20 protein-coding genes and 1 tRNA gene are annotated in these 23,044 nt (G+C 50.7%); 4 read left to right on the top strand and 17 right to left on the bottom strand.

Going from position 1 to position 23,044, the window contains the following annotated elements:
• Nucleotides 1-22: 22 nt before the first annotated feature.
• From hemA to lonB, 6 genes are all read right to left on the bottom strand, one after another.
• Nucleotides 23-1,399: a glutamyl-tRNA reductase gene (gene hemA, locus DX130_RS02210; RefSeq protein WP_116042477.1), complete on the bottom strand. Its 1,377-nt coding sequence runs from the start codon at nt 1,397-1,399 to the stop codon at nt 23-25.
• Between the two features lie 194 nt (nt 1,400-1,593).
• The gene (speD, locus tag DX130_RS02205) at nt 1,594-1,992 is read right to left on the bottom strand and encodes an adenosylmethionine decarboxylase (protein WP_116042475.1); all 399 of its coding nucleotides are present in this window, start codon (nt 1,990-1,992) and stop codon (nt 1,594-1,596) included.
• A gap of 342 nt (nt 1,993-2,334) precedes the next feature.
• Entirely contained in the window at nt 2,335-2,925 is a 591-nt protein-coding gene (locus tag DX130_RS02200; RefSeq protein WP_116042473.1) for a non-ribosomal peptide synthetase module, read from the bottom strand.
• A 217-nt stretch (nt 2,926-3,142) separates the two neighbouring features.
• Nucleotides 3,143-3,730 (bottom strand): ribosome biogenesis GTP-binding protein YihA/YsxC, encoded by a 588-nt coding sequence (gene yihA / locus DX130_RS02195; protein ID WP_116042472.1) that lies wholly within the window; start codon nt 3,728-3,730, stop codon nt 3,143-3,145.
• On the bottom strand, nt 3,727-6,096 hold the full coding sequence (lon, locus tag DX130_RS02190) for an endopeptidase La (RefSeq protein WP_116042470.1): 2,370 nt from the start codon (nt 6,094-6,096) through the stop codon (nt 3,727-3,729). Before lon ends, yihA begins: the two co-directional genes overlap by 4 nt.
• Before the next feature lie 38 nt (nt 6,097-6,134).
• The gene (gene lonB, locus DX130_RS02185; protein WP_116042468.1) at nt 6,135-7,838 is read right to left on the bottom strand and encodes an ATP-dependent protease LonB; all 1,704 of its coding nucleotides are present in this window, start codon (nt 7,836-7,838) and stop codon (nt 6,135-6,137) included.
• Between the two features lie 274 nt (nt 7,839-8,112).
• On the opposite strand from lonB, the gene DX130_RS02180 reads away from it, so the two are divergent.
• The gene (locus tag DX130_RS02180; protein WP_116042467.1) at nt 8,113-8,388 is read left to right on the top strand and encodes a hypothetical protein; all 276 of its coding nucleotides are present in this window, start codon (nt 8,113-8,115) and stop codon (nt 8,386-8,388) included.
• Between the two features lie 216 nt (nt 8,389-8,604).
• On the opposite strand, the gene ispG is transcribed toward DX130_RS02180, so the two are convergent.
• The 5 genes from ispG to DX130_RS02155 form a co-directional block, all read right to left on the bottom strand.
• The gene (gene ispG, locus DX130_RS02175) at nt 8,605-9,714 is read right to left on the bottom strand and encodes a flavodoxin-dependent (E)-4-hydroxy-3-methylbut-2-enyl-diphosphate synthase (RefSeq protein WP_116042465.1); all 1,110 of its coding nucleotides are present in this window, start codon (nt 9,712-9,714) and stop codon (nt 8,605-8,607) included.
• A 194-nt stretch (nt 9,715-9,908) separates the two neighbouring features.
• Complete coding sequence (gene clpX, locus DX130_RS02170) at nt 9,909-11,165, bottom strand: ATP-dependent protease ATP-binding subunit ClpX (RefSeq protein ID WP_116042464.1); 1,257 nt, start codon at nt 11,163-11,165, stop codon at nt 9,909-9,911.
• 31 nt (nt 11,166-11,196) lie between these two features.
• Entirely contained in the window at nt 11,197-11,787 is a 591-nt protein-coding gene (clpP, locus tag DX130_RS02165; RefSeq protein ID WP_116042462.1) for an ATP-dependent Clp endopeptidase proteolytic subunit ClpP, read from the bottom strand.
• A 237-nt stretch (nt 11,788-12,024) separates the two neighbouring features.
• Entirely contained in the window at nt 12,025-13,314 is a 1,290-nt protein-coding gene (gene tig, locus DX130_RS02160) for a trigger factor (protein WP_116042460.1), read from the bottom strand.
• A 94-nt stretch (nt 13,315-13,408) separates the two neighbouring features.
• Nucleotides 13,409-14,284, bottom strand: coding sequence for a hypothetical protein (locus DX130_RS02155; RefSeq protein WP_116042458.1), 876 nt, complete (start codon nt 14,282-14,284; stop codon nt 13,409-13,411).
• 231 nt (nt 14,285-14,515) lie between these two features.
• On the opposite strand from DX130_RS02155, the gene DX130_RS02150 reads away from it, so the two are divergent.
• A tRNA-Arg gene (locus tag DX130_RS02150) sits at nt 14,516-14,592 on the top strand.
• A gap of 161 nt (nt 14,593-14,753) precedes the next feature.
• Here DX130_RS02150 and DX130_RS02145 read toward each other — a convergent pair.
• Nucleotides 14,754-15,344: a P-loop nucleotide/nucleoside kinase family protein gene (locus tag DX130_RS02145; protein ID WP_116042457.1), complete on the bottom strand. Its 591-nt coding sequence runs from the start codon at nt 15,342-15,344 to the stop codon at nt 14,754-14,756.
• Nucleotides 15,345-15,429: 85 nt separating this feature from the next.
• Complete coding sequence (locus DX130_RS02140) at nt 15,430-15,771, bottom strand: hypothetical protein (RefSeq protein WP_240644128.1); 342 nt, start codon at nt 15,769-15,771, stop codon at nt 15,430-15,432.
• A gap of 149 nt (nt 15,772-15,920) precedes the next feature.
• On the opposite strand from DX130_RS02140, the gene asnB reads away from it, so the two are divergent.
• Nucleotides 15,921-17,765 carry an asparagine synthase (glutamine-hydrolyzing) gene (gene asnB, locus DX130_RS02135; RefSeq protein WP_116042455.1) on the top strand — a complete coding sequence of 615 codons (1,845 nt, stop codon included), beginning with the start codon at nt 15,921-15,923 and terminating at the stop codon, nt 17,763-17,765.
• 71 nt (nt 17,766-17,836) lie between these two features.
• On the opposite strand, the gene rdgB is transcribed toward asnB, so the two are convergent.
• The 3 genes from rdgB to DX130_RS02120 form a co-directional block, all read right to left on the bottom strand.
• Nucleotides 17,837-18,496: an RdgB/HAM1 family non-canonical purine NTP pyrophosphatase gene (gene rdgB, locus DX130_RS02130; RefSeq protein WP_116042454.1), complete on the bottom strand. Its 660-nt coding sequence runs from the start codon at nt 18,494-18,496 to the stop codon at nt 17,837-17,839.
• Nucleotides 18,497-19,237, bottom strand: coding sequence for a ribonuclease PH (gene rph / locus DX130_RS02125; RefSeq protein ID WP_116042452.1), 741 nt, complete (start codon nt 19,235-19,237; stop codon nt 18,497-18,499).
• A gap of 187 nt (nt 19,238-19,424) precedes the next feature.
• Nucleotides 19,425-20,489, bottom strand: coding sequence for a GerMN domain-containing protein (locus DX130_RS02120; protein ID WP_116042451.1), 1,065 nt, complete (start codon nt 20,487-20,489; stop codon nt 19,425-19,427).
• A 129-nt stretch (nt 20,490-20,618) separates the two neighbouring features.
• Between DX130_RS02120 and DX130_RS02115 the strand changes: the two genes are divergently transcribed.
• Entirely contained in the window at nt 20,619-21,161 is a 543-nt protein-coding gene (locus DX130_RS02115) for a phosphatidylglycerophosphatase A family protein (protein WP_116042449.1), read from the top strand.
• Between the two features lie 147 nt (nt 21,162-21,308).
• Here the strand turns inward: DX130_RS02115 and DX130_RS02110 are convergent, their stop codons facing one another.
• Nucleotides 21,309-23,018 (bottom strand): extracellular solute-binding protein, encoded by a 1,710-nt coding sequence (locus DX130_RS02110; protein ID WP_116042447.1) that lies wholly within the window; start codon nt 23,016-23,018, stop codon nt 21,309-21,311.
• Nucleotides 23,019-23,044: the final 26 nt, after the last annotated feature.

Raw genomic sequence — 23,044 nt, 5'->3', positions numbered from 1 at the left:
CGATATCAAAGTGATGAGCCCGTTATGGTCGTGCAAATGCCGGTGCTGCGTGGGAATGAATGAGTTTTGGTTGTACAGCAGCAGGCGCAGGCTCCTGGGCCACAGCCATCTCCTGCTCACGAGACTGTTCAAGCTCGTTCTCAAGTGCGAACAGCTTCACGAACATGTTCATCGCTTCATCAGCCTTTTTCTCGCCGGCCATCTCCTTAATACGAAGAATCGGATCCTGCATCATTTGATTCACGATGCTTTTGGTCAGCTTGCGAATGACCTTCAGCTCATGCTCGTCCAGATCGGGCAACTTGTTTGACAGGCTGTTCATGGTATCCTCATGGATCTCCGCAGACTTTGTCTGCAGGGCCCGGATAAGCGGCACGACGCCGAGCGTCTTATACCAATTATCGAACAGCTTGATTTCCTCTTCAATCATCACTTTAATCTTCGCAGCCTCCTGACGCCTCTGCTCCAGATTGCTCTGTACAATACCTTCCAGATCATCGATATCATAAAGAAATACGTTCTCTACTGCTGCAATTGTCGGATCCAGATCCCGAGGCACTGCAATATCAATCATGAAGAGCGGCCGAGATTTACGACGTTGCATGGCAACAGACACCTGATCCCGCAAAAGTACGTATCCATTTGATCCTGTTGAGCTAATTATAATGTCTACTTCATGAAGCTTCTTAACCGCCTCGTCCATGGAACAAGGAACGCCGTTGAACTTGTCCGCCAACGCTGCAGCACGCTCGAACGTACGGTTCACGACCAATACGCGGTCCGCCCCGTTCGCATACAGATGTTTTGCTGTAAGCTCTCCGGTCTCGCCTGCTCCAATCACCATCACAGTCTTTTTGTTAAATTGGCCGAAAATTTGCTTGCCAAGCTCCACCGCCGCATAGCTGACCGATACGGCTGTCTCGCCAATCATCGTCTCCGAGTGAGCTCGCTTAGCCATCGTTACAGCTTGCTTGAAGAGCATGTTGAAGATGGTGCCCGTCTTCTTCTCATCTTGCGCCAGCAAGAAGGCGCTCTTCACTTGGCCCAAGATTTGAGTCTCGCCAATGACCATGGAATCCAGTCCGCTTGTAACCCGGAACAGATGCTCAATAGCCTTGCCATCCTCGTACATATATAAATGATTCGTGAAATCGGCACGAGGCAGATTGAACCATTTCTCCATAAAACTTCGGATATAATGACCGCACAAATGATGGCGATCCACTACGGCATACATCTCGGTACGATTGCACGTAGCCACAATGACACATTCCATAATGCTCTTGGTTTCCATGAGGCCCTTCAGCGCGGCCGGCAGCTCATGCTCGGCAAACGTAAACTTCTCCCTCACTTCTACAGGAGCTGTCCTATAATTCAGACCTACTACGATAATGTGCATGCGCGATCTCCTGCTCCCTTCTAATGCCAGTCCATCCCTTGATGTTATCGAATAGTATAGCATAGTTCGACATTCATATTGGGTTCATTTATGAATAATGTTTGAAAAATACATTCACAGTATACCCTGATTTCACAAAGAAATAACCATGGAATGGCTCCATGGTTATCCCCGTATCATACAATAATGAGCTCTTACACTAGCTCGATTTGTTTCATTTTTGGATCTTCGACTTGCAGCTCGCCCATGCCGCGAACCAGCTTCTTCGCGTGGGTCGTCTTTGGCTTAAGCACCGTCAGCATGTAATCAATCGCGAGCTGAGGATCAACAGTTTCACCGCAGGTATAGCAGTCAAGCGCAGCAAAGCCTCTCTCAGGGTACGTATGAATCGAGAGGTGACTCTCCGACAGCAGCACGAGTACCGTAGCGCCTTGAGGTTCAAATTGTTTGGATTGTACCGACAATACCGTTGCGCCGCAAGCTTCAGCAGCCTCTACCATGTGAGATTGCAAAAATTCAGCGCTGTTCAGCAATTCAAAATCTACACCCCAAGCATCAACAGCAACGTGTCTTCCGAAAGTTGAGTATTCCATCTTCCGGTTCCCCCTTCCTAGGAATAAAATGTTTAAAAAATTTCATCCGCTAGGACCTACGTCATTCACTTCCCGAGGGATTAATCTCTCGCAACATAACTATGTCCTGAGTGAATCCTGGTTCCTAATATTGTGGAGCAACAATGTTTTCAACGAGAATAAAAATAACATCTATCCGCGAGAAATGCAATAGTTTTTTTTGCGAAGCCTCCAATTTGAGGCCATCGCATTGGATCACGTTTCACTTTATGTTCCTCTGGCTTGTCCTGAAACTACCTTTAGAAAAAAAGAGAAGCCGGCTTGCCGGCCCCTCTTTCTCACCTGGGACATTCCCGTCAGCTCCTATGCTTCAAGCACGAACAGCTTGTGCGTGAGCTCCGTCAGCCTCTGGTCAATGGTGGCAATTTCGGCGCGATCGGCTGTCTGGTTGCGCAGATCCAGCAACTCGTTCACAGCGCCCTGAACCAATCCGATCTCCCGTTCGATGAGTCGACTGTTGAATACACGCTCCAGTTGACCAAGCGTATCCTTGTGTTCAAACACAATCCGCTCGCCAGCTTCAGAACTTTCCACAATCTTCTGAACGGTGCCGCTCCTATAGTGATAGATCATCGTATAATGGCTGTAAATGCGATTGACGATCGCGTTGCCTCGGAAAGAGGATACCGCTTTGCGAAGTGCGTTGGTCAGCTTAGGCTCTACAAGACGGCAAGAAAGCTCGCAAACGTAATAGTCTTGCCTGCGCTCGAAAGTCAGTCGGACTTCTTCCCTCCCTGCGATATCGTGAAGAAGGAGTTCCTGATTGCCGTTATCAAGTACCAGTACCTGCATGCGCAGCTGCTGATCCTCCATAAAAGCGATGAACCTTGTCATTTCTTCTTGATTTAACTGCAGTTTGGCATTTACATACTCTGTGGCTAGCCGCTTAGCCATAAAAATCTCCTCAATTCTTTGAGACCCCACCGGCTTCGGCCAGTAGCAGCCTTTTCAGCATTGCTTATGTTTATTATACGTGATCTATCGCTTTTATTCCTGCCATCCAGTCTTCATATTTGCGCATATTCCAAGAAAAATCGGAAGATTCCAGAAGGAATCGCAACAATTGCACTGTATTCTCTAAATTATAGAAGAACTTGCGGCGCTTTCTGCCTTATGTGGCGATCGCTTCGTTAATGACGTCCCAAAGTTGCTCGCGGCCAAGCCCTGTCTCGGAGGAGAAGAGCACGATGGAATCGCGGGGATCTGCTTCAAGCGTTGTTTTGATCATCTTGATATGCTTGTCCCACTTCGATCGTGGAATTTTGTCAGCTTTGGTCGCCACGATGCATGTCGGAATCTCAAAATGCTTGAGCCAGTTGTACATTAGCACATCATCCTTGGACGGCTCATGGCGAATATCGATTACCAGCAGCTGCAGCTTATGCGGCTCACGTGCCTGCAGATAGGTTTCGATCATTTCACCAAATTTTTCACGCTGCGTCTTGGATACTTTCGCATATCCGTAACCCGGGAAGTCGACCAGATAGATCATGTCATTAACCCGGTAGTAATTAAGCTGCTGGGTCTTGCCCGGCTGCGAGCTCGTTCTTGCCAAGTTTTTGCGCATAATAAGTTTATTAATCAGAGATGATTTCCCGACGTTGGAACGCCCCGCCAGAGCAATCTCTGGCAAGGCATCCTCCGGATATTGCTCCGGTCTGACTGCGCTAATAATAAATTGTACGTCCATAATTTTCATGAAATTGTTGTCCCTGCTTTCTCTTCATTTGCCGCCGGCAGCAAAGCATGCTGGAGCACTTCGTCCATATGGCTTACAGGCACGAAGGTCAGCTCGCTGCGTATGCTGTCCGGGATATCGCGCAGATCGCGCTCATTGTCTTTGGGCAACAGTATTTTCTTTATGCCAGCACGATGTGCAGCCAGCGATTTCTCTTTTAATCCACCGATCGGCAGCACACGGCCTCTCAGCGTAATCTCGCCCGTCATCGCTACTTCCTTGTCGACATAGCGATTCGTAAGCGCCGATATTAGAGCTGTTGCAATCGTGATGCCGGCAGAGGGACCATCCTTCGGTATCGCGCCTTCCGGAATGTGAATATGAATATCGTTTTTCTCATGGAATTGCGAATCGATGCCAAGCTGCTCCGCCTTGGAACGCGTAAAGCTGAATGCGGCTTGCGCCGATTCCTTCATCACATCGCCCAGTTTCCCTGTCAACGTTAGCTTACCACTTCCCGGCATCACCGTCACTTCTATGACAAGCGTATCTCCACCCACTTCGGTCCAAGCCAGACCCGTAACTGCGCCAATCTGGTTCTCGCTTTCGGCAAGGCCGTATCTGAATTTGGGCGGACCGATCCATTCTTTGATCCGTTCGACATCTACCGTAAGAGGAACCGCAGATTCCCGATTTTCGTCGGATACAAAATATTTGGCCGCCTTCCGGCATACTGCCGCAATTTGCTGCTCCAAATTCCGTACGCCTGACTCCCTCGTATACTCCCGAACAAGAAGCTGCAGCGCCTCATCCGTCACTTCAAGCTGTTCTTCAGCAAGACCATGCTCCCGCTTCTGCTTAGGCAGCAAGTAACGAACGGCAATCTGATACTTCTCGATCTCTGTATAGCCCGGAATATAGAGTACTTCCATTCGATCCAGCAGCGGACGTGGAATATTGTGAAGCGCATTGGCTGTCGTCACGAACATGACGTTCGAGAGATCAAATGGCACCTCGATGTAATGGTCGCTGAACGTGCTGTTCTGCTCCGGATCGAGCACCTCCAGCAGGGCCGAAGAAGGATCGCCGCGGAAGTCGGATGCCATCTTGTCGATTTCATCCAGCAGAAATACGGGATTAAGACTGCCCGCCGTCTTCATGCCTTGCATGATGCGGCCAGGCATCGCTCCTACATATGTACGGCGGTGTCCACGGATTTCCGCTTCGTCCCTCACGCCGCCAAGCGAGATGCGGACGAACTTACGGCCCAGCGACTTGGCAACCGAGCGAGCAAGCGATGTCTTGCCGACACCAGGAGGCCCTACAAAGCATAGAATCGGCCCCTTCAGCTTCTTTACCAGCTGCTGGACGGCCAAATACTCCAACACGCGCTCCTTCGGCTTCTCGAGGCCGTAGTGGTCATCGTTCAAAATCTCTTCTGCTTTGGCAATGCTAAGATCGTCTTCGGTCAATGTGCTCCACGGCAATGCAAGTAGCCAATCGATATAATTGCGGATGACGCCTCCCTCAGCAGAGGAGGGCGGCATTTTCTCCAGACGGTCAATCTCTTTGTTAACCTTCTCCATCACGCTCTCAGGCACGCCTGCTTCCGTCAACTGCGTACGAAGCTCTTCCGCTTCGCCAGCGCGCCCTTCCTTGTCGCCGAGCTCCTTCTGAATCGCCTTCATTTGCTCTCGCAAATAATATTCCTTCTGCGTCTTCTCCATCTGCTTCTTGACGCGCTGGTTGATCTGGCGCTCCAGCTCCAGCACTTCGCGCTCATTGTTGAGCAGATCTAGCAGACGCTCCAGCCTTGCCGCCACATCGATCGTCTCCAGGATATCTTGCTTATCCTTGATCTTAAGCGACAGATGGCTCGTAATGACATCGGCAAGCCTGCCTGGCTCATCAATGTCAGACACGGCCGCATACGTCTCCGGCGTTACTTTCTTGGATAAGGAAATATAATGCTCGAACTGGCTCAGCACCGTCCGCATTAACGCGCCCACTTCAGGATCGTCTGTCTCCTGCTCCGGAAGCTCCTTTGCCAGCACTTCATAGAATTGATCGTTCTCGACATAGCTTAGCACTTCCGCCCGCACGACGCCTTCCACAAGCACGCGGATCGTCCCATTGGGAAGCTTGAGCATCTGCCTGACTTTCGCTATGGTCCCAATTTTATAAATATCCTCTTCGGTCGGATCTTCAATGTTCACTTCCGACTGCGAGCAAAGCAGGATCATATGATCCTCAACCATCGCCCTCTCCAGCGCGCGAACCGATTTGTCCCTGCCCACATCCAAGTGGAGCACCATGCTGGGATACACGAGAAGCCCTCTAAGCGGAAGCAAGGGCAGACGACGACCTTTCGATTTGCCAGGTCCCATGCCAGCACCTCCATTCATTAACATCATACCTTATTTTATCATTCAGCTGAATCAGCCTGCAAATACGGAACGTTCGTGGAGATAAAAGTATCAGCTCCAAACGGTTTCTCAGGTTGTTCTTCCGCCCGAACTGACTGTGGGAATACAAGATCAAATACCTCTTCCACCTTATCTACAGGGATAACCTTCAGACCGTCCAAATTCGCAAAGATCGCCTGCCAGTTCTCTTTTGGAATGACAACTTGAACCGCACCAGCCTGGAATGCTGCCTCCACCTTGGCCAAAACACCGCCAACCGGCTTCACATTGCCATGTATGCCTACTTCACCTGTCATGGCCAGCTTATTGTCAATAGGCACGCCTGTAATGGCAGACGTGATAGCCGTAGCCATCGCAATCCCGGCAGAAGGTCCGTCGATTGGCGTACCGCCCGGGAAGTTGATATGCAGATCATAATCCTGTGGACGAAGCCCAATACGCCTAAGTACAGTCAGCACATTTTCCACCGAGCCCTTAGCCATACTCTTCCTGCGCAGCGTGCGCGAGCCCCCGCCAAGCTCTTCTTCATCCACAACTCCTGTAATCGTGAACTGCCCTTTTCCCTTCAGCGCTTCTATCGCACTAACTTCAATCTCCAGGAGCGTTCCCATATTAGGGCCATACACAGCCAGACCGTTCACGAAGCCAACCTGGGGTGCGCTTGGCACCTTGCGGTCCGGACGCGGCGGAATCTGGCTGCTGTTAACGACCCATTCAATATCGGATGCCGATATTTCATCACGCTTCTCCGAGAGAGCCACACCTGCTGCCAATTGAATGACATTGACCGCTTCTCTACCGTTGGTTGCATAGCGTTTTACCACATCGATCGCATCCGGACATGGTCCGAATCCGATTTTCTTTACCGCGTTCTCCGCTACCAAGGCAATCTCCTCCGCAAGCAGCGGCCGGAAGAAAACTTCCATGCAGCGCGATCGGATCGCAGGTGGAATTTCCTGCGGTGAACGCGTCGTCGCTCCTACCAGACGGAAATCCGCCGGCAAGCCATTCTGAAAGATATCATGAATGTAGAGCGGAATATTGGCATCTTCCGAATTGTAATAAGCGCTCTCCAAAAACACCTTCCGGTCTTCAAGCACTTTTAACAGCTTATTCATCTGAACGGGATGCAATTCACCAATCTCATCGATAAACAGGATACCCCCATGCGCTTTCGTTACCGCACCCGGCTTCGGCTGAGGAATACCTGCAACTCCCATCGCTCCCGCACCTTGATAGATGGGATCATGAACCGAGCCGATGAGCGGATCAGCAATACCTCTTTCATCGAAGCGCGCTGTGGTCGCGTCAATTTCCGTAAACTTCGCTTCCGGCAAAAACGGAGACGAAGGATTTTTCTTTGCTTCCTCCAGTACGACACGAGCCGCTGCCGTCTTGCCTACACCCGGCGGGCCATAGATGATGACATGTTGCGGATTCGCACTGCAAAGCGCCGCCTTGAGCGCCCTGAGGCCATCACGCTGTCCGATAATATCGCCCATCGTCTGTGGTCTCGTCTTTTCAGCCAGCGGTTTTGTAAGTGAGACCGATCTCAGCTTCCTGAGTTTATCCATCTCCTTCTTCGATTCGCGATCTACCGCAGAGCGGTTCGTCTTCTGATTCCGAAGCAAATTCCAGAAATACAGACCAATGACAACCGCAAAAAACACTTGAACCAACATTAATACAAGACTTAAATTCATTTCTCACCCGCTCCTTCCAAGCGCAAACGTAAGACGGCGGTTATTGGCGTACTGCGCGATTGCTGATGTTCGTCCGTCAAAATTATCCGTATTAAGTCAGTATTGCCTCTTGCCTTTCGGAATAATCGCCCTGTCGGATGGAAAATAGCAATTTCAATGGGGAGATGAGGAGGGTGGCCAGCACAAAAAGGCACTCTCCCTCGTACAACTCCCCCTGACCTTTCTTGCCCTTAATGAATATCTTGTCAGTATCGACAGGAAAGGGGGAGATTCATTGAGCGAGACACACAATGAAGCGCATGCTATGGGCCAAGGAGGGAATCCGGGCAAGGAAGACGCGAACGGCGCTGCAGGCACAGACGGACAAGCTACTCGTTCCCAGGATACCGTCAATGAACGTGATGGTGAAAAAGGCAAGGGTGCTTCATCAAACGTCGGAGATCAGGATGCGCTTGCTTTCTATGCCGCGGGGCTAGACTGGCCGAGCGGCTTGGCATGGCTGTTTAATGAAATGATCACATCCTACAAAAACAAGAAGCACAAGCCATAAATGCAGCCTCGATGAACGAGCTTGGCAAAGTTTGAAGAGTAGTAGGTCAAATGCTTATGGCGGTCATAGCCGTTTACAGGGGATAAGGCGGCTTAAGAGGACAAGCCCTCCATATTACGTATGTGGACAATTATGCTCTATTCGTTGACCATTATAGCTTCATCGAAAAAAGACTCTGCCCTGCAACAGGGTAGAGTCTCCTTCGTCATTTCACACTTAAGCATGAGCATGGTTTTTGCGGCCCGGAATTTCACCAGTAGCCTCAAAAACACGCACGATTTCATCGATTTCTTTTTTCAATTCGTTGAGCAATTCTGCCTCCGGCACTTTCCGGATCATCTCTCCGTAACGGAACAGCATACCCTCACCGCGAGCGCCGGCAATGCCGATATCCGCTTCGCGCGCTTCACCAGGACCGTTCACTGCGCAACCAAGCACAGATACTTTGATCGGTACTTTAATTTTAGAAATATAGTCCTCTACTTCATTGGCAATGGAGAACAAGTCGATATCAAGACGGCCGCAAGTCGGGCAAGATACGAGTGTTGCCGCATTGGTAATGAGACCGAACGTCTTCAGAAGCTCTCTGGCAACCTTGACTTCCTCTACTGGGTCAGCGCTTAGGCTGATGCGAACCGTATTGCCAATGCCCAAAGCCAGCAACGCGCCAATACCCGCAGAGCTCTTGATCGTGCCAGTATGGAGCGTGCCTGCCTCTGTAATGCCAAGATGAAGCGGATATTTGATCTTCTCCGCAGCCATGCTGTACGCGGCGATCGCCATTGGCACATCGGATGCTTTGAGCGACACGATAATATCGTGGAAGTCAAGCTCCTCTAGAATGCCGATATGAAACAAAGCGCTCTCAACCATCGCCTCCGGCGTTGGATAGCCGTATTTCTCCAGCAGATGATTCTCAAGCGAGCCTGCGTTAACTCCGATTCGAATCGGAATGCCCTTATCTTTGCAGGCCTTGACGACAGCTTCGACTTTCTCGCGACGACCGATATTGCCCGGATTAATTCTAACTTTATCAATACCATTCTCTATTGCCGCAAGCGCGAGCCTGTAATCAAAATGAATGTCCGCGACTAACGGAATATGAATGCGTTTCTTTATTTCTTTAATAGCATCCGCGGCTTCCTTGTTGTTCACGGTCACGCGTACGATCTGACAGCCCGCTTCCTCCAGCCGGAGAATCTCTGCGACGGTTGCTTCCACATCGGCCGTCTTGGTTGTGCACATGCTTTGAATAATAACTTCATTGCTGCCGCCGATCGTCAGATCTCCAACCTTCACCGCAACTGTGTCCTGACGCAAATACATAAGTGATCTCTCCCATCAAACGTATAAGACCTACGAGCCTCCGGTAAACATGTCCATTCATCGTTACCGATTTGGTAGATGAATGGAATAACGAATCATTTATATTATCTTATATTAAAACACGAAAGTCCACCCCATGACCGAGCGCGAACGCCTAATTGCCATGGGGTGGAACGGGTTATGTTACATATGGTTTAGGCGCTTTCTTCCTTCTTCTTGCCCTTCTTGGCGGTCAGTTCAGGCATAATTTTATCCTGAACCGATTGCTCGGTAATAAGGCATGTGCTGACGTCGTCGCGTGACGGCACCTCATACATCACCTCAAGCATAATCCCTTCGATAATGGCACGCAGACCGCGGGCGCCTGTATTGCGCTTGATCGCTTCCTTCGCGATAGCATCGAGTGCCGCCGGCTCGAAGTCCAGCTTCACGTTGTCCATCTCCAGAAGCTTCTGGTACTGCTTAACAAGAGCGTTTTTCGGCTCGGACAGAATCCGAACGAGTGCCTGCTCATCAAGCGGCTCCAATGTGGAGATGACTGGAAGACGTCCGACAAATTCCGGGATCAAACCGAACTTCAACAGATCTTCCGGCAATACCATGGACAGATATTCACCCGGCTTCAGATCTTTTTGAGGCTCTCCGGAAGAATTAAATCCGATTACTTTTTTGCCGATACGACGCTTGATCAACTGCTCGAGGCCGTCGAATGCACCGCCGCAGATGAACAGGATGTTCGTCGTGTCGATCTGAATGAACTCTTGATGCGGATGCTTGCGGCCGCCTTGCGGTGGTACGGAAGCGACCGTGCCTTCCAATATTTTCAGGAGGGCTTGCTGCACGCCTTCACCGGATACGTCGCGCGTAATGGACGGATTCTCCGACTTGCGAGCTACCTTGTCGATCTCATCGATATAGATAATGCCGCGCTCCGCCTTCTCCACGTCATAGTCTGCTGCTTGAATCAGCTTAAGCAGAATATTCTCGACGTCTTCGCCGACATAGCCTGCTTCTGTAAGCGAAGTGGCGTCCGCGATTGCGAAAGGCACGTTCAAAATCTTGGCCATCGTCTGAGCCAGAAGCGTCTTGCCGGAACCTGTAGGTCCCAGAAGCAAAATATTGCTCTTCTGAAGCTCGACATCTTCAATCTTGCTGCCGGAATTAATGCGCTTGTAGTGGTTGTATACCGCAACAGACAGCGACTTCTTCGCAAACTCCTGCCCGATAACGTAAGAATCCAGAATCGCGCGGATATCCTTCGGTTTCGGAATATCTTTCAGATCGAGCTCTTCTTCATTGCCGAGCTCCTCTTCTACGATCTCGGTACACAACTCGATGCATTCATCGCATATATATACGCCAGGACCGGCTACCAGCTTGCGCACCTGATCCTGGGATTTTCCGCAGAACGAGCATTTCAATTGGCCTTTCTCGTCATTGAACTTAAACATGCACTCACCCCTTCTTATAAGTCGTCGTCAATTACACAAGTCCCGGCGAAGTAATGACCTTATCGATCAAACCATAGGCCAAAGCTTCTTCCGCACTCATGAAATAGTCGCGGTCAGTATCGCGGTCAATCTTCTCGTACGGTTGTCCGGTACGATCGACATAAATTTGATTCAGCTTCTGTTTCGTTTTCAGAATCCAGTCCGCGTGAATCTTAATGTCTGTCGCTTGCCCCCGCACGCCGCCAAGCGGCTGGTGAATCATAACTTCGGCGTTAGGCAACGCGAATCGCTTGCCTTTGGCGCCTGCCGTAAGCAGCAATGAACCCATACTTGCCGCCATGCCCATGCAAATCGTGGACACATCCGGCTTGATGTATTGCATTGTATCAAATATCGCCATGCCTGACGTTACAGAGCCGCCAGGGGAGTTAATGTATAGATGAATGTCCTTCTCTGGATCGTCGGCCGCCAGGAAAAGCAGCTGGGCGATAACAGAGTTCGCGACGTCATCATCAATAGCGCTTCCGAGAAAAATAATGCGATCCTTCAGCAACCGGGAGTAGATATCATAGGATCGTTCTCCGCGATTCGTCTGTTCAACTACGATCGGTACCAGATTCATGCGACCAACCTCTTTTCGTTTTGGAGTGTATGTTGCTCACTCATTGTATCACGTACTTGTTTTGATGTCATTTTCCAATACTACAGTATACGACGACGGTGAAACGATATGTATGCGGATTGCCCGCAAATGCAAGGGTTGAAACCAATATGTAGGGTAAAAATAAGGCACGTATTATACACGCGCCTTATCTTTGGTTCTTCTTATTCTTCTATACCAGCCAAAGCCGGGGATGTCTTATACCGTCTTGCTGTTGTCAAGAAGGAACTTGATCGTCTTGCGAAGCAAGATATCTTCTTGAAGATTGCTGATGTTGCCGTTCTTCTCGAAGATGTCGCGCAGTTCTTCTGCAGGACGATTGTATTGCGTAGACAGCTTCTCAAGCTCTTCTGTCAATTCAGCATCGGAAGCCTCGAATCCTTCTACGCTAGCAATCGCTTCAAGCACCAGGTTGTTGCGAACGCGTTTCTCTGCGTCGGAACGCATTTGGCCGCGAAGCACTTCTTCTGTTTGGCCGGAGAATTGGTAGTACAGGTCAAGGTTCATGCCTTGCATACGCAGGCGGTTTTCGAAATCCTTCACCATGTAGTCCGTTTCCGTGTCGATCATCGCTTCAGGAATTTCCACTTCAGCCGCTGCAGTCGCTTTGTCTACGACAGCTACTTCGCGAGCTTGCTCCGCTTCTTTTTCCTTGCGCTCTTTCAGATTGCTAACGAGATCTTGCTTGTACTCCTCAAGCGTGTCGAATTCGCTAACGTCTTTCGCGAACTCGTCGTCAAGTGCCGGCAAAGATTTGCGCTTAAGCTCATGCAGTTTCACTTTGAAAACAGCTTGCTTGCCTGCCAGGTGCTCAGCGTGGTAAGTCTCAGGGAACGTTACTTCAACGTCCTTGAAATCGCCAAGCTCCATGCCCACTACTTGCTCTTCAAAGCCTGGGATAAAGGAACCGGAACCAATCTCAAGGGAGTAGCGCTCGCTGAAGCCGCCCTCGAATTGCTCGCCGTCTACATATCCGTCGAAGTCGATTACGGAGATATCACCGTTTTGTGCAGGACCTTCCTCCACAACCGTCAGCTCGGCATGACGTCCTTGCAGACGCTCCAGTTCAGCTCCGATTTCTTCTTCAGTCACTTCTGCTTGAACCGCTTCAACTTCAAGGCCTTTGTACTCGCCAAGCTGAACTTCAGGCTTAACCGTTACTTTGGCATTGAATTTGAAGGATTGGCCCTTCGCGAATTGCGTTACGTCAATCTCCGGACGGTCAACCGGCTGAAGATCATTTTCTTTCACAACAGCTGTGTACACTTCAGGCAGCAAAATGTCGATTGCGTCCTGGTACAGGCTCTCTATGCCAAAACGGGATTCAAAAATGCCCCGCGGCACTTTGCCTTTGCGGAAGCCAGGTACGTTAACCTTTGCTACCACTTTCTTAAAGGCTTGGTCGAGTGCGACCGTTACTTTCTCAGCATCTACCTCGACGTCGATTGAGACGAGGTTCTTGTCTATTTTTTCCCAAGTTGCTTTCATTTTATGCCTTCCCCTCCAAAAATGCGCATGCATCACAAGTTTTCACGTTACATAAACCATTCCATTATAAACAAGATGGACAATTTTTTCAAGGTTAGCCTTCTTCGCCGTCTGCTTGGAGCTGCATGGCTACACCGCGAAGCGTTCTGCATGCTTGCTCATAACGGAACCTGAGGCTATCCGTAATGCCATATGTATCGCGTATATCGTCGTCATTCGCTGAGCCGTAGACCGTCAAATTCAGCGTCAAATGAAGCGCTGCTGCGTAGCAGTCAACCGTCTCGTCGTTGTCGTGCAGCATCCATCTGTAGGCGGATGTGCCGTACAAATATTCCAAACTTTCCTTCCACAGCTCTCTGGCAAAGTGGGGCAGCGTGGGATCATCGTTTTCGGCGATCGTCGCTGTCCTCTCCAATATGCGCCCGATCGGCTGCGGGAACTCTTCCAGCGTCAGCGGAGTCGCTTCAACCTCTACCTCCACCTGCTCATCCAAACGCTCAATGGACAGGGTGCCCGATGCTCCGCGCTTGCGCAAGCATTGCAGAGCTTTGAATTGGAGAAGCGGATGGAACGGTGCGCTCTTCAGCCAATCCAGTATGGTCTCTGTTACATTGCCGTCATCTATGTATGCTGCTCTCTCCAGTGCCAGCATTTGCTGATCCATCATGGGATGATGCTGCATGATATACATCACCTGATGGATGTAAGCTTCATCTTGAACAGGCGGTTTGAGCAACTGCTCACGCAGCGTCTCTTCTTCATTCCCGGCATCGTCCGTTCCGGGATCAGCGCCGCTGTCCGCAACGTCAGGAAAGGCCATCTCCAGCCAGTCCAGCAGACTGTCCCATTCCTCGTAATGCCGCTTCTCCTGCCCTTGGCATTGGAGAAGAAAGGTTAGAAGCTCTTTCGCTTCGCGGTATTGCTCCGCTTCCAGCATTCGGGTCAATTGAATCTGATATTGATCCAGCATGCTTGGAAATAAGTATACGTTGTCTTTACCCTCTGTGTGAGGATCTTGAGGAGTTGTAATGTTAACACCGCCTTCGAGTAACCCCTTTTTTTGGCTTCAGGAATCATCCTGCAATCTTGCGTACGATTATACCACGCCTGGTCGCAAGAAAAAAATGCCGAAGTTTTTTTGATAATATCTAAAAAATGTCTTGCAAAACCTCCAGCAGCCATGCTATATTATTACTCACGCGTCCCAGTAGCTCAGTCGGATAGAGCACTCGCCTTCTAAGCGAGTTGTCGGGGGTTCGAATCCCTCCTGGGACGCCATGAATGACACATACAGCTGCTTTGCGAAGTCGATTCCGGCTTGCTAAGCAGCTTTTTTTATACGAAAAATCCGGTTAGCTACAATAGCCGCAACTCCCGAGATAAAAAAACTCCAGGCAAGACAACGTATGCCGGGAGCTCAAATAAATTCTGCTTATATGTTACTCGCCAAGCGCAAAGCTGCGCAATTGCTCTACCTTCGCATCCGTAAGTTCGCCGCTGTTGTCGAAGACCAGGATGCTGCTCTCAGGAATATCCCATTGAATCGCAGGTACAAAATCGACCCGTTTCTGGAAGTCGCCCCAATGCTCCAGCTTCCACGTATCGCGCTCCGTTCCTCTGGCCACTATCCGATTATGCTGCAATTCCATGTCCTGCAAAGTAACGACAATTACCTTCACATCGACCTGCTCTTTCGTCAGCTCTGCGGCAGCAAGGACGTCCTCGATCCACTCCCGGTTTTTCAGCTCCGCTGTAAACGGCGAGATCATAAAAACGTTTTGCCCCGCAGCCAAGTTCTCAATACAGACATCCTTAGCCGTGTCATATTCCAAATCGCGCAAGTTCTTTTTATAGAAATCGGAATCGCGGTCTTTCGGGTCCAGCCCCTTCATCTCGAGAATAGCCTCTACGAATCTGCCGCCAATCGTATCCCGGTCAAGAAATGCCGCGGGCATAAATCGGCTAAGCTTCAAAGCGACCGTCGTCTTCCCCGTACCTGCTACTCCTACAAAAAACACCAGCTTTTGCATCCCATTCGCCCCCAAAACATTTTAGGACAAATTATAACATGGATGTCTCTCGAAGAGTATCCACTATATCCCTCTCCTCTCTCCATTAAAATAGTTCCATCGATTCAATATGACGCTTCGTATCGCTGGTTCCGCATTCATGCAGCAGCCGATAGATGCGACCAATAATGTCGTCGTATGCGCCGTTCAGCGCCTCGTCATTATTCGGCGAGAAAGGACTGCCTGCGAAGTGGAAGGTTTGTGCTTCATCCATCGATGCCAGCTCTTCAAACAGCTCCCTGAGCAGATTGACCTGGTCAGCATTCGTATAAATCTCCAGCTCATAGGCTGCCGCTCCTTGATCCTCTAGTATTTGCCCGGCCTGTACGGACACATAGAAGGTTTTGCTGCCTTCAAATCTTTCTTCATAACGATGCTCATCCATCATTCCATGCCCATTCCTTCCATTTTGAAATTGCCTCTCAGCACCATGCTGTCCCTCTTAGCTTCCCCCGTCGGACAGACATTATATCCCTTTTTTCAGCATATAACTGTTATGATCGCAACTGGAGTCCAGCATAGAGAGGAATGAGAAGGATGTGCGGAATTACCGGCTGGATGGATTGGAACAGCGACTTGACCAAAGAAAGCGACAATCTGGAGCGAATGACAGATACACTCGCCCCGCGCGGACCTGATGCGGCGGGTACCTGGATTACAACGCATTGCGCGCTTGGACATCGCCGCCTCTCCGTCATGGACCCGGAGAATGGCGCCCAGCCCATGATTCGGTATACGGGAGACGACAAATATGTGATCGTCTATAACGGAGAGCTATATAATGCTCCAGAGCTAAAGAAGGAGCTTCAGAGCCGAGGACGCTCCTTTACGACAACCTGCGACACGGAAGTGCTGCTTGTCGCCTTTATGGAGTGGGGAAGGGCATGCGTAGAACGGTTCAATGGCATATTCGCCTTTGCAATCTGGGATTCAACCGCGCAGGAACTGTTCCTTGCAAGAGACCGTCTGGGCGTCAAACCGCTGTTTTTCAGCCAGCGGGACGGCTTGTTTATTTTTGGCTCGGAGCCGAAAAGCATTCTAGAGCACTCGGCAGTGAAGGCGGAAGTGGATGCAGAAGGCTTAGCCGAAATCTTCGTCATCGGACCGGCGAGAACGCCAGGTCATGGCGTCTATAAAGGAATAAGCGAATTAAAACCGGGACAATGCATGGTCGTGAACCGGGCGGGCGTCAAAACGATTACGTACTGGCAGCTTAGGAGCGCCCCGCATGAGCATGATGTGCAACAAACAGCGGAGCATGTCGGAGAGTTGCTGGAGGACACGGTCATCCGCCAGCTTATTTCCGATGTGCCGGTATGCACGCTCCTGTCAGGCGGGCTGGATTCAAGCGCACTTACGACGCTGGCTGTTAATTATTACACTAAGAACGGGCAGGGCAACGTCCATACGTATTCGGTCGATTACCGAGACAACGACAAACATTTTAAGGCACATGCTTTCCAGCCGAATAGCGATGCACCCTGGATCGAACGAATGACCTCGCATCTCGGCACGATTCATCATCCGATTCAATTCGATACACCGGAGCTGGTCGCCGCGTTGCACAATGCCACGATAGCACGTGATTTGCCGGGCATGGCAGATGTGGACGCTTCCTTGCTGCTCTTCTGTCATGAGATCAAAAAAGGGGCGACTGTGGCCATCTCAGGAGAAGCGGCGGATGAAATATTCGGCGGCTATCCGTGGTTTCATCGGGAGGAGGCACTGAAGGCCGATACTTTCCCATGGTCACTCGCAACTGGGATGCGCGCGGATCTGTTGTCCCCTGATATCGCGGCCTGGATCAGGCCGGCTGAATATATCGGAGACCGATATGCCGATGCAGTTGCAGAAGTTCCACAATTGGATGGCGAGGATGAGACCCGTAGACGGATGCGCCGCATGTCTTATTTGAACATAACCCGGTTCATGCCTACGCTGCTAGACAGGAAAGATCGGATGAGCATGGCTGCCGGACTTGAAGTTCGCGTTCCCTTCTGCGACCACCGGTTGGTGGAATATGTGTGGAACATACCCTGGGAAATCAAGACGGCAGGCACCCGGGAGAAAGGGATTTTGCGCACAGCGCTGCAAGGCGCTCTCCCCGATGACGTCCTGTGGAGGAAGAAGAGCCCTTATCCGAAGACGCATAACCCAAACTATTTGGCTGCGGTCAAAGGCTTGCTGCTGGATGTATTAAACGATCCTACCTCTCCTCTGCTTCCCTTAATTAATGTGAAAAAGGTAAGGGAACTCGCAGAATCCGATTCCGCCAGCTCGAATCTCCCATGGTTCGGTCAGCTCATGTCCGGTCCCCAGCTTTTTGCCTATCTCTATCAAGTCAATGTGTGGCTGAAGCAGTATAAAGTTACAGTGGGATAGCGAGCAACTCCTGAACAGAAAATGGCGATGACAGGATTACCATCCTGAGCATCGCCATTTCTCATATTGCCTTATTCATTATGGATTCCGAGCTTCGTCATCAGCAGCTTCAAAGCCTCGCCTCGATGGCTGATAGCGCCCTTCTCTTCCTTGGACAGCTCTGCCATCCCTCTGCCAAGCTGAGGAAGCCAGAACAACGGGTCATAGCCGAAACCTCCGTCGCCATGCGGACGATCCGTTATAATGCCGTCAACGGTGCCCTCCGCTTCGATAAACTCACCTGTCGCGGGATCATACAGCGCGAGCGCGCATACGAATTGAGCGCGGCTGAGCGGTTTCGAGCCGTCACTTAGTTCAGGCTCCGCCAATGCAGCGCCAATCTGGCTCAGTTCCTGCAGCAGCTTCGCGTTATTAGCGGAATCAGCCGCCCCCTCACCCGCGTAACGTGCGGAATAGACGCCTGGTCTTCCTTCCAGCGCATCAACGCATAAGCCGGAGTCATCTGCCAAGGCAGGCACGCCCAGCGCGTCTCCAGTTGCCTTTGCCTTAAGCCGAGCGTTAGCCGCGAAAGTATCTCCATCCTCGACAATGTCAGGAATGGAAGGATAGTCGTGCAGACTGACAACAGCTTTCCCCAGCTTCTGGAGCGCATGAGCGAATTCCTTCACTTTGCCGGCGTTTTTGGTAGCCACGACTACGGTATCATGACCTTCAAGCCAGTTTCTCGTCATTTACTTAACCCCTATGCGAGCGGCAACTTCTCCCAGAACTTCACGCTGCTTCTCGATCAATTCGGCGATTCCAGCCTCACCAAGCGCAAGCAGCTCATTAAGTTCCTCACGCGAGAACGGCGCATCTTCGCCCGTTCCTTGCACTTCAACGAATTTGCCTTGACCCGTCATAACAACGTTCATATCAACCTTCGCCTTCGAATCCTCCTCGTAATTCAGATCGAGCAGCGCTCTTTCCTGAATAACGCCTACACTAACGGAAGCAAGAAAATCGCGAATCGGATATTTATTGAAGGAGACCGTCTTCGAAATATGATGCACCGCAAGAGCCAATGCCACGAAGGCGCCCGTAATGGACGTTGTACGCGTGCCGCCGTCGGCTTGAATCACATCGCAATCCAACGTAATCGTACGCTCGCCTAGCGCGCTCAGATCGACTACAGATCGCAGCGCTCTGCCAATAAGGCGTTGAATCTCCATCGTGCGTCCCGTGAGCTTGCCTCTGGCAGACTCGCGTTGATTACGCGAATGGGTTGCGCGCGGCAACATCGAATATTCTGCGTTAATCCAGCCTTTGCCTTGTCCCTTCATAAAAGGAGGCACACGTTCCTCAATGCTGGCCGTACAGATAACCTTCGTATCGCCTACCTCGATCAAGACCGAACCTTCTGCGTGTTTGTTTACATTCGTCGTAATCGATACCGGCCGAAGCTGGTTCGGCTCCCGGCTGTCATTTCTCATTTGATAAGCCTCCTGAATCATTCATCCATTTTCAACCCTTTCTATTCTAACAAAGTCATGAAAGGAATGCATCTAAAGGCGCAAATTACAGTGCTCCATGTGTCAAATTCCTATGAAAATAAAAAAGACTGACCCTTAGCGGCAACTGCTCCGCCGGGTCAGTCTTTTATTCGCTCACACCTATGTTTTACGATTTCAGCGCATTCACATGATGCGGTCTGCCTACTGGCTTACTATAGGAATTGTTGCTGTCGTCGACCAGGTTCGTCTCCCCATTAATTCGGATCTGGACCTGCGACGCATTCGTGCTCTCCGTCAGCGACAGGACGACAGCTTGCAGCATCTCGGATGGGATGAGCTGGCCTGTTACGTAAGCCTCGTCTTGCAGATCCACTACGAGAACGCCGTCTTTCTCTTCGATGTTCGTTACTGCCACATCGGGCAGTATGACACTTGTCAGCTTCTTCTTATCAAGCGGTCCTTCGATCAATTGCTCAAGTGCGGCGTGCGCCGTCGAATCTGAACGCTCGATAAGTCTGGTAACCGGCACATAATATTGCTCCTCATGCAGCGTCTCAGCGGAGAAATACAGGGTAACCGGATAGGAGCTTGTGATGTTCACGCCGTCCGCCTGCTCGATATTGATGCCGATCGTGCGCGTCAGCTCGCCTTGAATCGGGAAGCCCGCTACCGGCATCTCCTCAAGCGGCTCGCCCTCCACTTGAAGCTCTACACCTTGGATGCCGCTCATGGCCGTCAGCGTCCATGTAATCGCTTCGACGATAGCTCGCTCATCCTGCTCCGGGTAATCCGTGAACGCCTCGGACAAATTGATTTTAGCGATTTTGTGCTCCACATCGTAATCATAGGACAGCACCTGCGTACCTTGAGGGATGAGGGCACGGAAGTCTTCTGGCAGAAGGGAAGCGTAAGCGCCGCTGTCCACCATAATTTCCAATGCCTTCTGCGGTGCTGATTCCTTTTCAGTCAATGCTGCAGGCACCGTAACGGGTGCCAAATAGCCATTGCTGTCCTGCAAGTAGACCGTAAGCGTAGAGGCGGTTATGCCCTCAGCCGGAGCCTGTCCGGTAGGCTCGCTTTCACCCTCGATCCCATCGGTCTGCTCCACTTGTTGCGGCGGATCGATTGATTTGCTTGTTTGCTGTGAGAACAATCCGCATCCCGCGGTTAGAACGGGCAGTGCCATAAGGGCAACGTATGCGGTGCGGCGAATCCATTTTTTTTGAATCATGTAGATAATTCCTCCCCAATTGATTTTAGCCTGTCGGCTTTGTACAACTCCTCATTTGTAGTAATATGTATACGAGCCCTTCCCTGTTTTAGACCAGTTTTGTCCATAAAATCATGAGGGGGAACCACATTGAACGAGAACTCGAATACTTACAGCCTGAACAGCTCGAAAGTAGCTGCTGCAACGGATGAATGGCTCGCCAAACGAGGAGTGACCAAAGGGGATATTGCCGAGCTGGTGCTCTTCTTGCAGAAGGATTATTTTCCAGGTCTGACGGCGGATGATTGCCTGGAGCATGTGGATGCCGTATTGTCCAAGCGTGAGGTGCAGAACGCCGTGCTGACCGGGATCCAACTGGATATGCTTGCTGAGGAAGGCAAGCTGCTGCCTCCGCTGCAAGACATGATCAAGCATGATGAAGGCTTGTATGGCTGCGATGAAATATTGGCTTTGTCGATCGTGAACGTATACGGGAGCATCGGTTTTACGAACTTCGGCTATGTCGATAAATTAAAGCCAGGCATACTCGTCCGCCTGAACAGCAAAACCGACGGCGAAATCCATACTTTCCTCGATGATATTGTCGGTGCTATTGCCGCCTCCGCAGCAAGCCGCATCGCCCATCGCAGACAAGCCGAGCGCGAAGGCGTTACAACTCCGCCGCTCGACTAAGCCGCAAGTAAGAGGGGCCGCTCTCGCAGGTTATACAACCTTCGAAAGCGGCCCCTCTTTCCTATTCCTTAATGAAACCCCCTTCGACTTTTGCGCCGGTTGCCGTCTATCAGCAATCAACGCAAAGTCGAAGGGGTTGTGGCACAATTATTTTTTCATAATTTCAAGATTCTCTTTCCACTTAGTGCTCTTCCAGTCCAGCAGTTTTTGGTAGCCCAAACCTTGCGTATCCTTATCGGCCTTCTCGATAAGTGAAACCACTTCCGCGTCAGTCTTTGCGAAGACGATCTGAGATACAGCTTGCTTGTAGTAATCCGTCAGACGCTGCATAATAATGCCTTCTTCCGACGTTGGAACCGGCGTCAGATTGGAGAACTCCGTAATGTTTTTGGACGTCTTGAACGATATGGTCGTCTGACCGACTGTCGTCCAATCTTGCGCTTCCTCTGACAGCAATTGCTCACGCTTGCCTTTTGTCGTATCGATATAAACCGTATTGCCATACCAGTTGAATTCGCCGATTTTCAGCTCATCGTATTTTTTGAGATCGCGGTTGATGTAAGCATCATTCGGTACCGGCACACCGTCTAGTACGTCGTCATAGAACAGTCCCGGAGGACCAAAGAAGAATACGCGTTGACCTTCTTCGCTCGTTGCCCAGTTCATGTAAGCGAAGATCGCTTCAGGATCAGAAGCCTTGGTCGTAATGACGTTGACGTTCCAGCCAAGTGCATTGTAACCGGACGGGAACACCTGATTTCTATCTACGCCCGCCTTGTGTACTGGCCAGATCACATCATAACCCGCTTCTGGATCTTTGGCTTTAAGTGTGTTGTTCGCTTCGCGTCCAATGCCTTCAACTACGGCGTCGTATGCTGCGAATACAGCGACATTGCCCGCTCTTAGCTTCTCATTGATTTGGTCGCGGGTTTGCGTGAACATATCCTGGGATGTCAAGCCTTGACGGAACAGACGGCTCGTATAAAGCGCCGCTTCCTTGAAGGACTCATCCTGGAAGATGGAGACGATCTTGTCGCCTTGCGGTACGCCGAATATGCCGCCTGGCGAGATGTAATGAGGCGTATTCCCATTCGCCGCGCCGCTATACAGCATGCCAAGCAATTGCAGCTCGGAACCGTCGCGTACTTCACCCGCATCAAAAGGAATAATGTTCGGATGCTTTTCCTTCACTTGTTTCAAATAAGCTTCAAGGTCATCCCAAGTCTCAAGCGGAGGGGAGCCCAAATCTTTATGAATTTTCTTGTTGACGATGTAGGCCGCGTTGCCGTTGCCTTGGTCGCCGTTAATGTACCAGTTCGGAATTTGGTAAAGCTTGCCGTCGGCGCTGCGCAGCATGTTCAGCGTCTCTTCGCCGATCGCTGCAACAAACTCCGGATATTTCTCCAGATAAGGGTCAAGCGCAACCAGCTTGCCTGCGTCTACCAGACGCTCTACATCCTTACCTTTGTCCAGCACAATCGCATCCGGCAGTTCGTTGGATACGATCATGGAGTTCAGGCGCTGAGCTGCAGCACCATTGGACTGTATCGGCTCCATCTTGACACCGAGTGTATCAGTAATCCATTTGCCATGCGGACGCTCTTCCCAGGAAGGCGCTGTAAACCAGTCATAATGTACGTATTGCGTAAAGGTTACTGGTTTTACCTTGGAACGCGGATCCGTGGAAACTTCGCCGCCATCCCCTCCCTCATTAGGAGAACCTTGTTCATTGCCGCTTGGCGACGCCACCGGACTCGGCGATGGAGCCGGTTCATTTTTCTTCGAGCAAGCGCTAAGCACGAGGATGACGCTAAGCGCCAGTACGATAAGCGCTTGAAACGATTTTTTGCTGTTCATGGATCATTTGCCCCTCTCTTGATTAT

It is taken from the genome of Paenibacillus paeoniae, assembly GCF_003388735.1.
Classification (GTDB): Bacteria; Bacillota; Bacilli; order Paenibacillales; family Paenibacillaceae; genus Pristimantibacillus; species Pristimantibacillus paeoniae.
The sequence above is the reverse complement of the archived record's forward strand: the minus strand, read 5'-3'. Positions and strand labels throughout refer to the sequence as shown.

Bases quoted from the DNA above. Each gene is read 5' to 3' on its own strand.
- DX130_RS02145 (WP_116042457.1), bottom strand. From the start codon at position 15,344: ATGCAAAAGCTGGTGTTTTTTGTAGGAGTAGCAGGTACGGGGAAGACG.
- asnB (WP_116042455.1), top strand. From the start codon at position 15,921: ATGTGCGGAATTACCGGCTGGATGGATTGGAACAGCGACTTGACCAAA.
- DX130_RS02155 (WP_116042458.1), bottom strand. From the start codon at position 14,284: ATGCTGGATCAATATCAGATTCAATTGACCCGAATGCTGGAAGCGGAG.
- ispG (WP_116042465.1), bottom strand. From the start codon at position 9,714: ATGTATTTGCGTCAGGACACAGTTGCGGTGAAGGTTGGAGATCTGACG.
- rdgB (WP_116042454.1), bottom strand. From the start codon at position 18,496: ATGACGAGAAACTGGCTTGAAGGTCATGATACCGTAGTCGTGGCTACC.
- DX130_RS02200 (WP_116042473.1), bottom strand. From the start codon at position 2,925: ATGGCTAAGCGGCTAGCCACAGAGTATGTAAATGCCAAACTGCAGTTA.
- clpX (WP_116042464.1), bottom strand. From the start codon at position 11,165: ATGTTTAAGTTCAATGACGAGAAAGGCCAATTGAAATGCTCGTTCTGC.
- yihA (WP_116042472.1), bottom strand. From the start codon at position 3,730: ATGAAAATTATGGACGTACAATTTATTATTAGCGCAGTCAGACCGGAG.
- DX130_RS02140 (WP_240644128.1), bottom strand. From the start codon at position 15,771: ATGATGGATGAGCATCGTTATGAAGAAAGATTTGAAGGCAGCAAAACC.
- lonB (WP_116042468.1), bottom strand. From the start codon at position 7,838: ATGAATTTAAGTCTTGTATTAATGTTGGTTCAAGTGTTTTTTGCGGTT.
- DX130_RS02120 (WP_116042451.1), bottom strand. From the start codon at position 20,489: ATGATTCAAAAAAAATGGATTCGCCGCACCGCATACGTTGCCCTTATG.
- rph (WP_116042452.1), bottom strand. From the start codon at position 19,237: ATGAGAAATGACAGCCGGGAGCCGAACCAGCTTCGGCCGGTATCGATT.
- clpP (WP_116042462.1), bottom strand. From the start codon at position 11,787: ATGAATCTGGTACCGATCGTAGTTGAACAGACGAATCGCGGAGAACGA.
- lon (WP_116042470.1), bottom strand. From the start codon at position 6,096: ATGGGACCTGGCAAATCGAAAGGTCGTCGTCTGCCCTTGCTTCCGCTT.
- speD (WP_116042475.1), bottom strand. From the start codon at position 1,992: ATGGAATACTCAACTTTCGGAAGACACGTTGCTGTTGATGCTTGGGGT.
- tig (WP_116042460.1), bottom strand. From the start codon at position 13,314: ATGAAAGCAACTTGGGAAAAAATAGACAAGAACCTCGTCTCAATCGAC.
- hemA (WP_116042477.1), bottom strand. From the start codon at position 1,399: ATGCACATTATCGTAGTAGGTCTGAATTATAGGACAGCTCCTGTAGAA.
- DX130_RS02110 (WP_116042447.1), bottom strand. From the start codon at position 23,018: ATGAACAGCAAAAAATCGTTTCAAGCGCTTATCGTACTGGCGCTTAGC.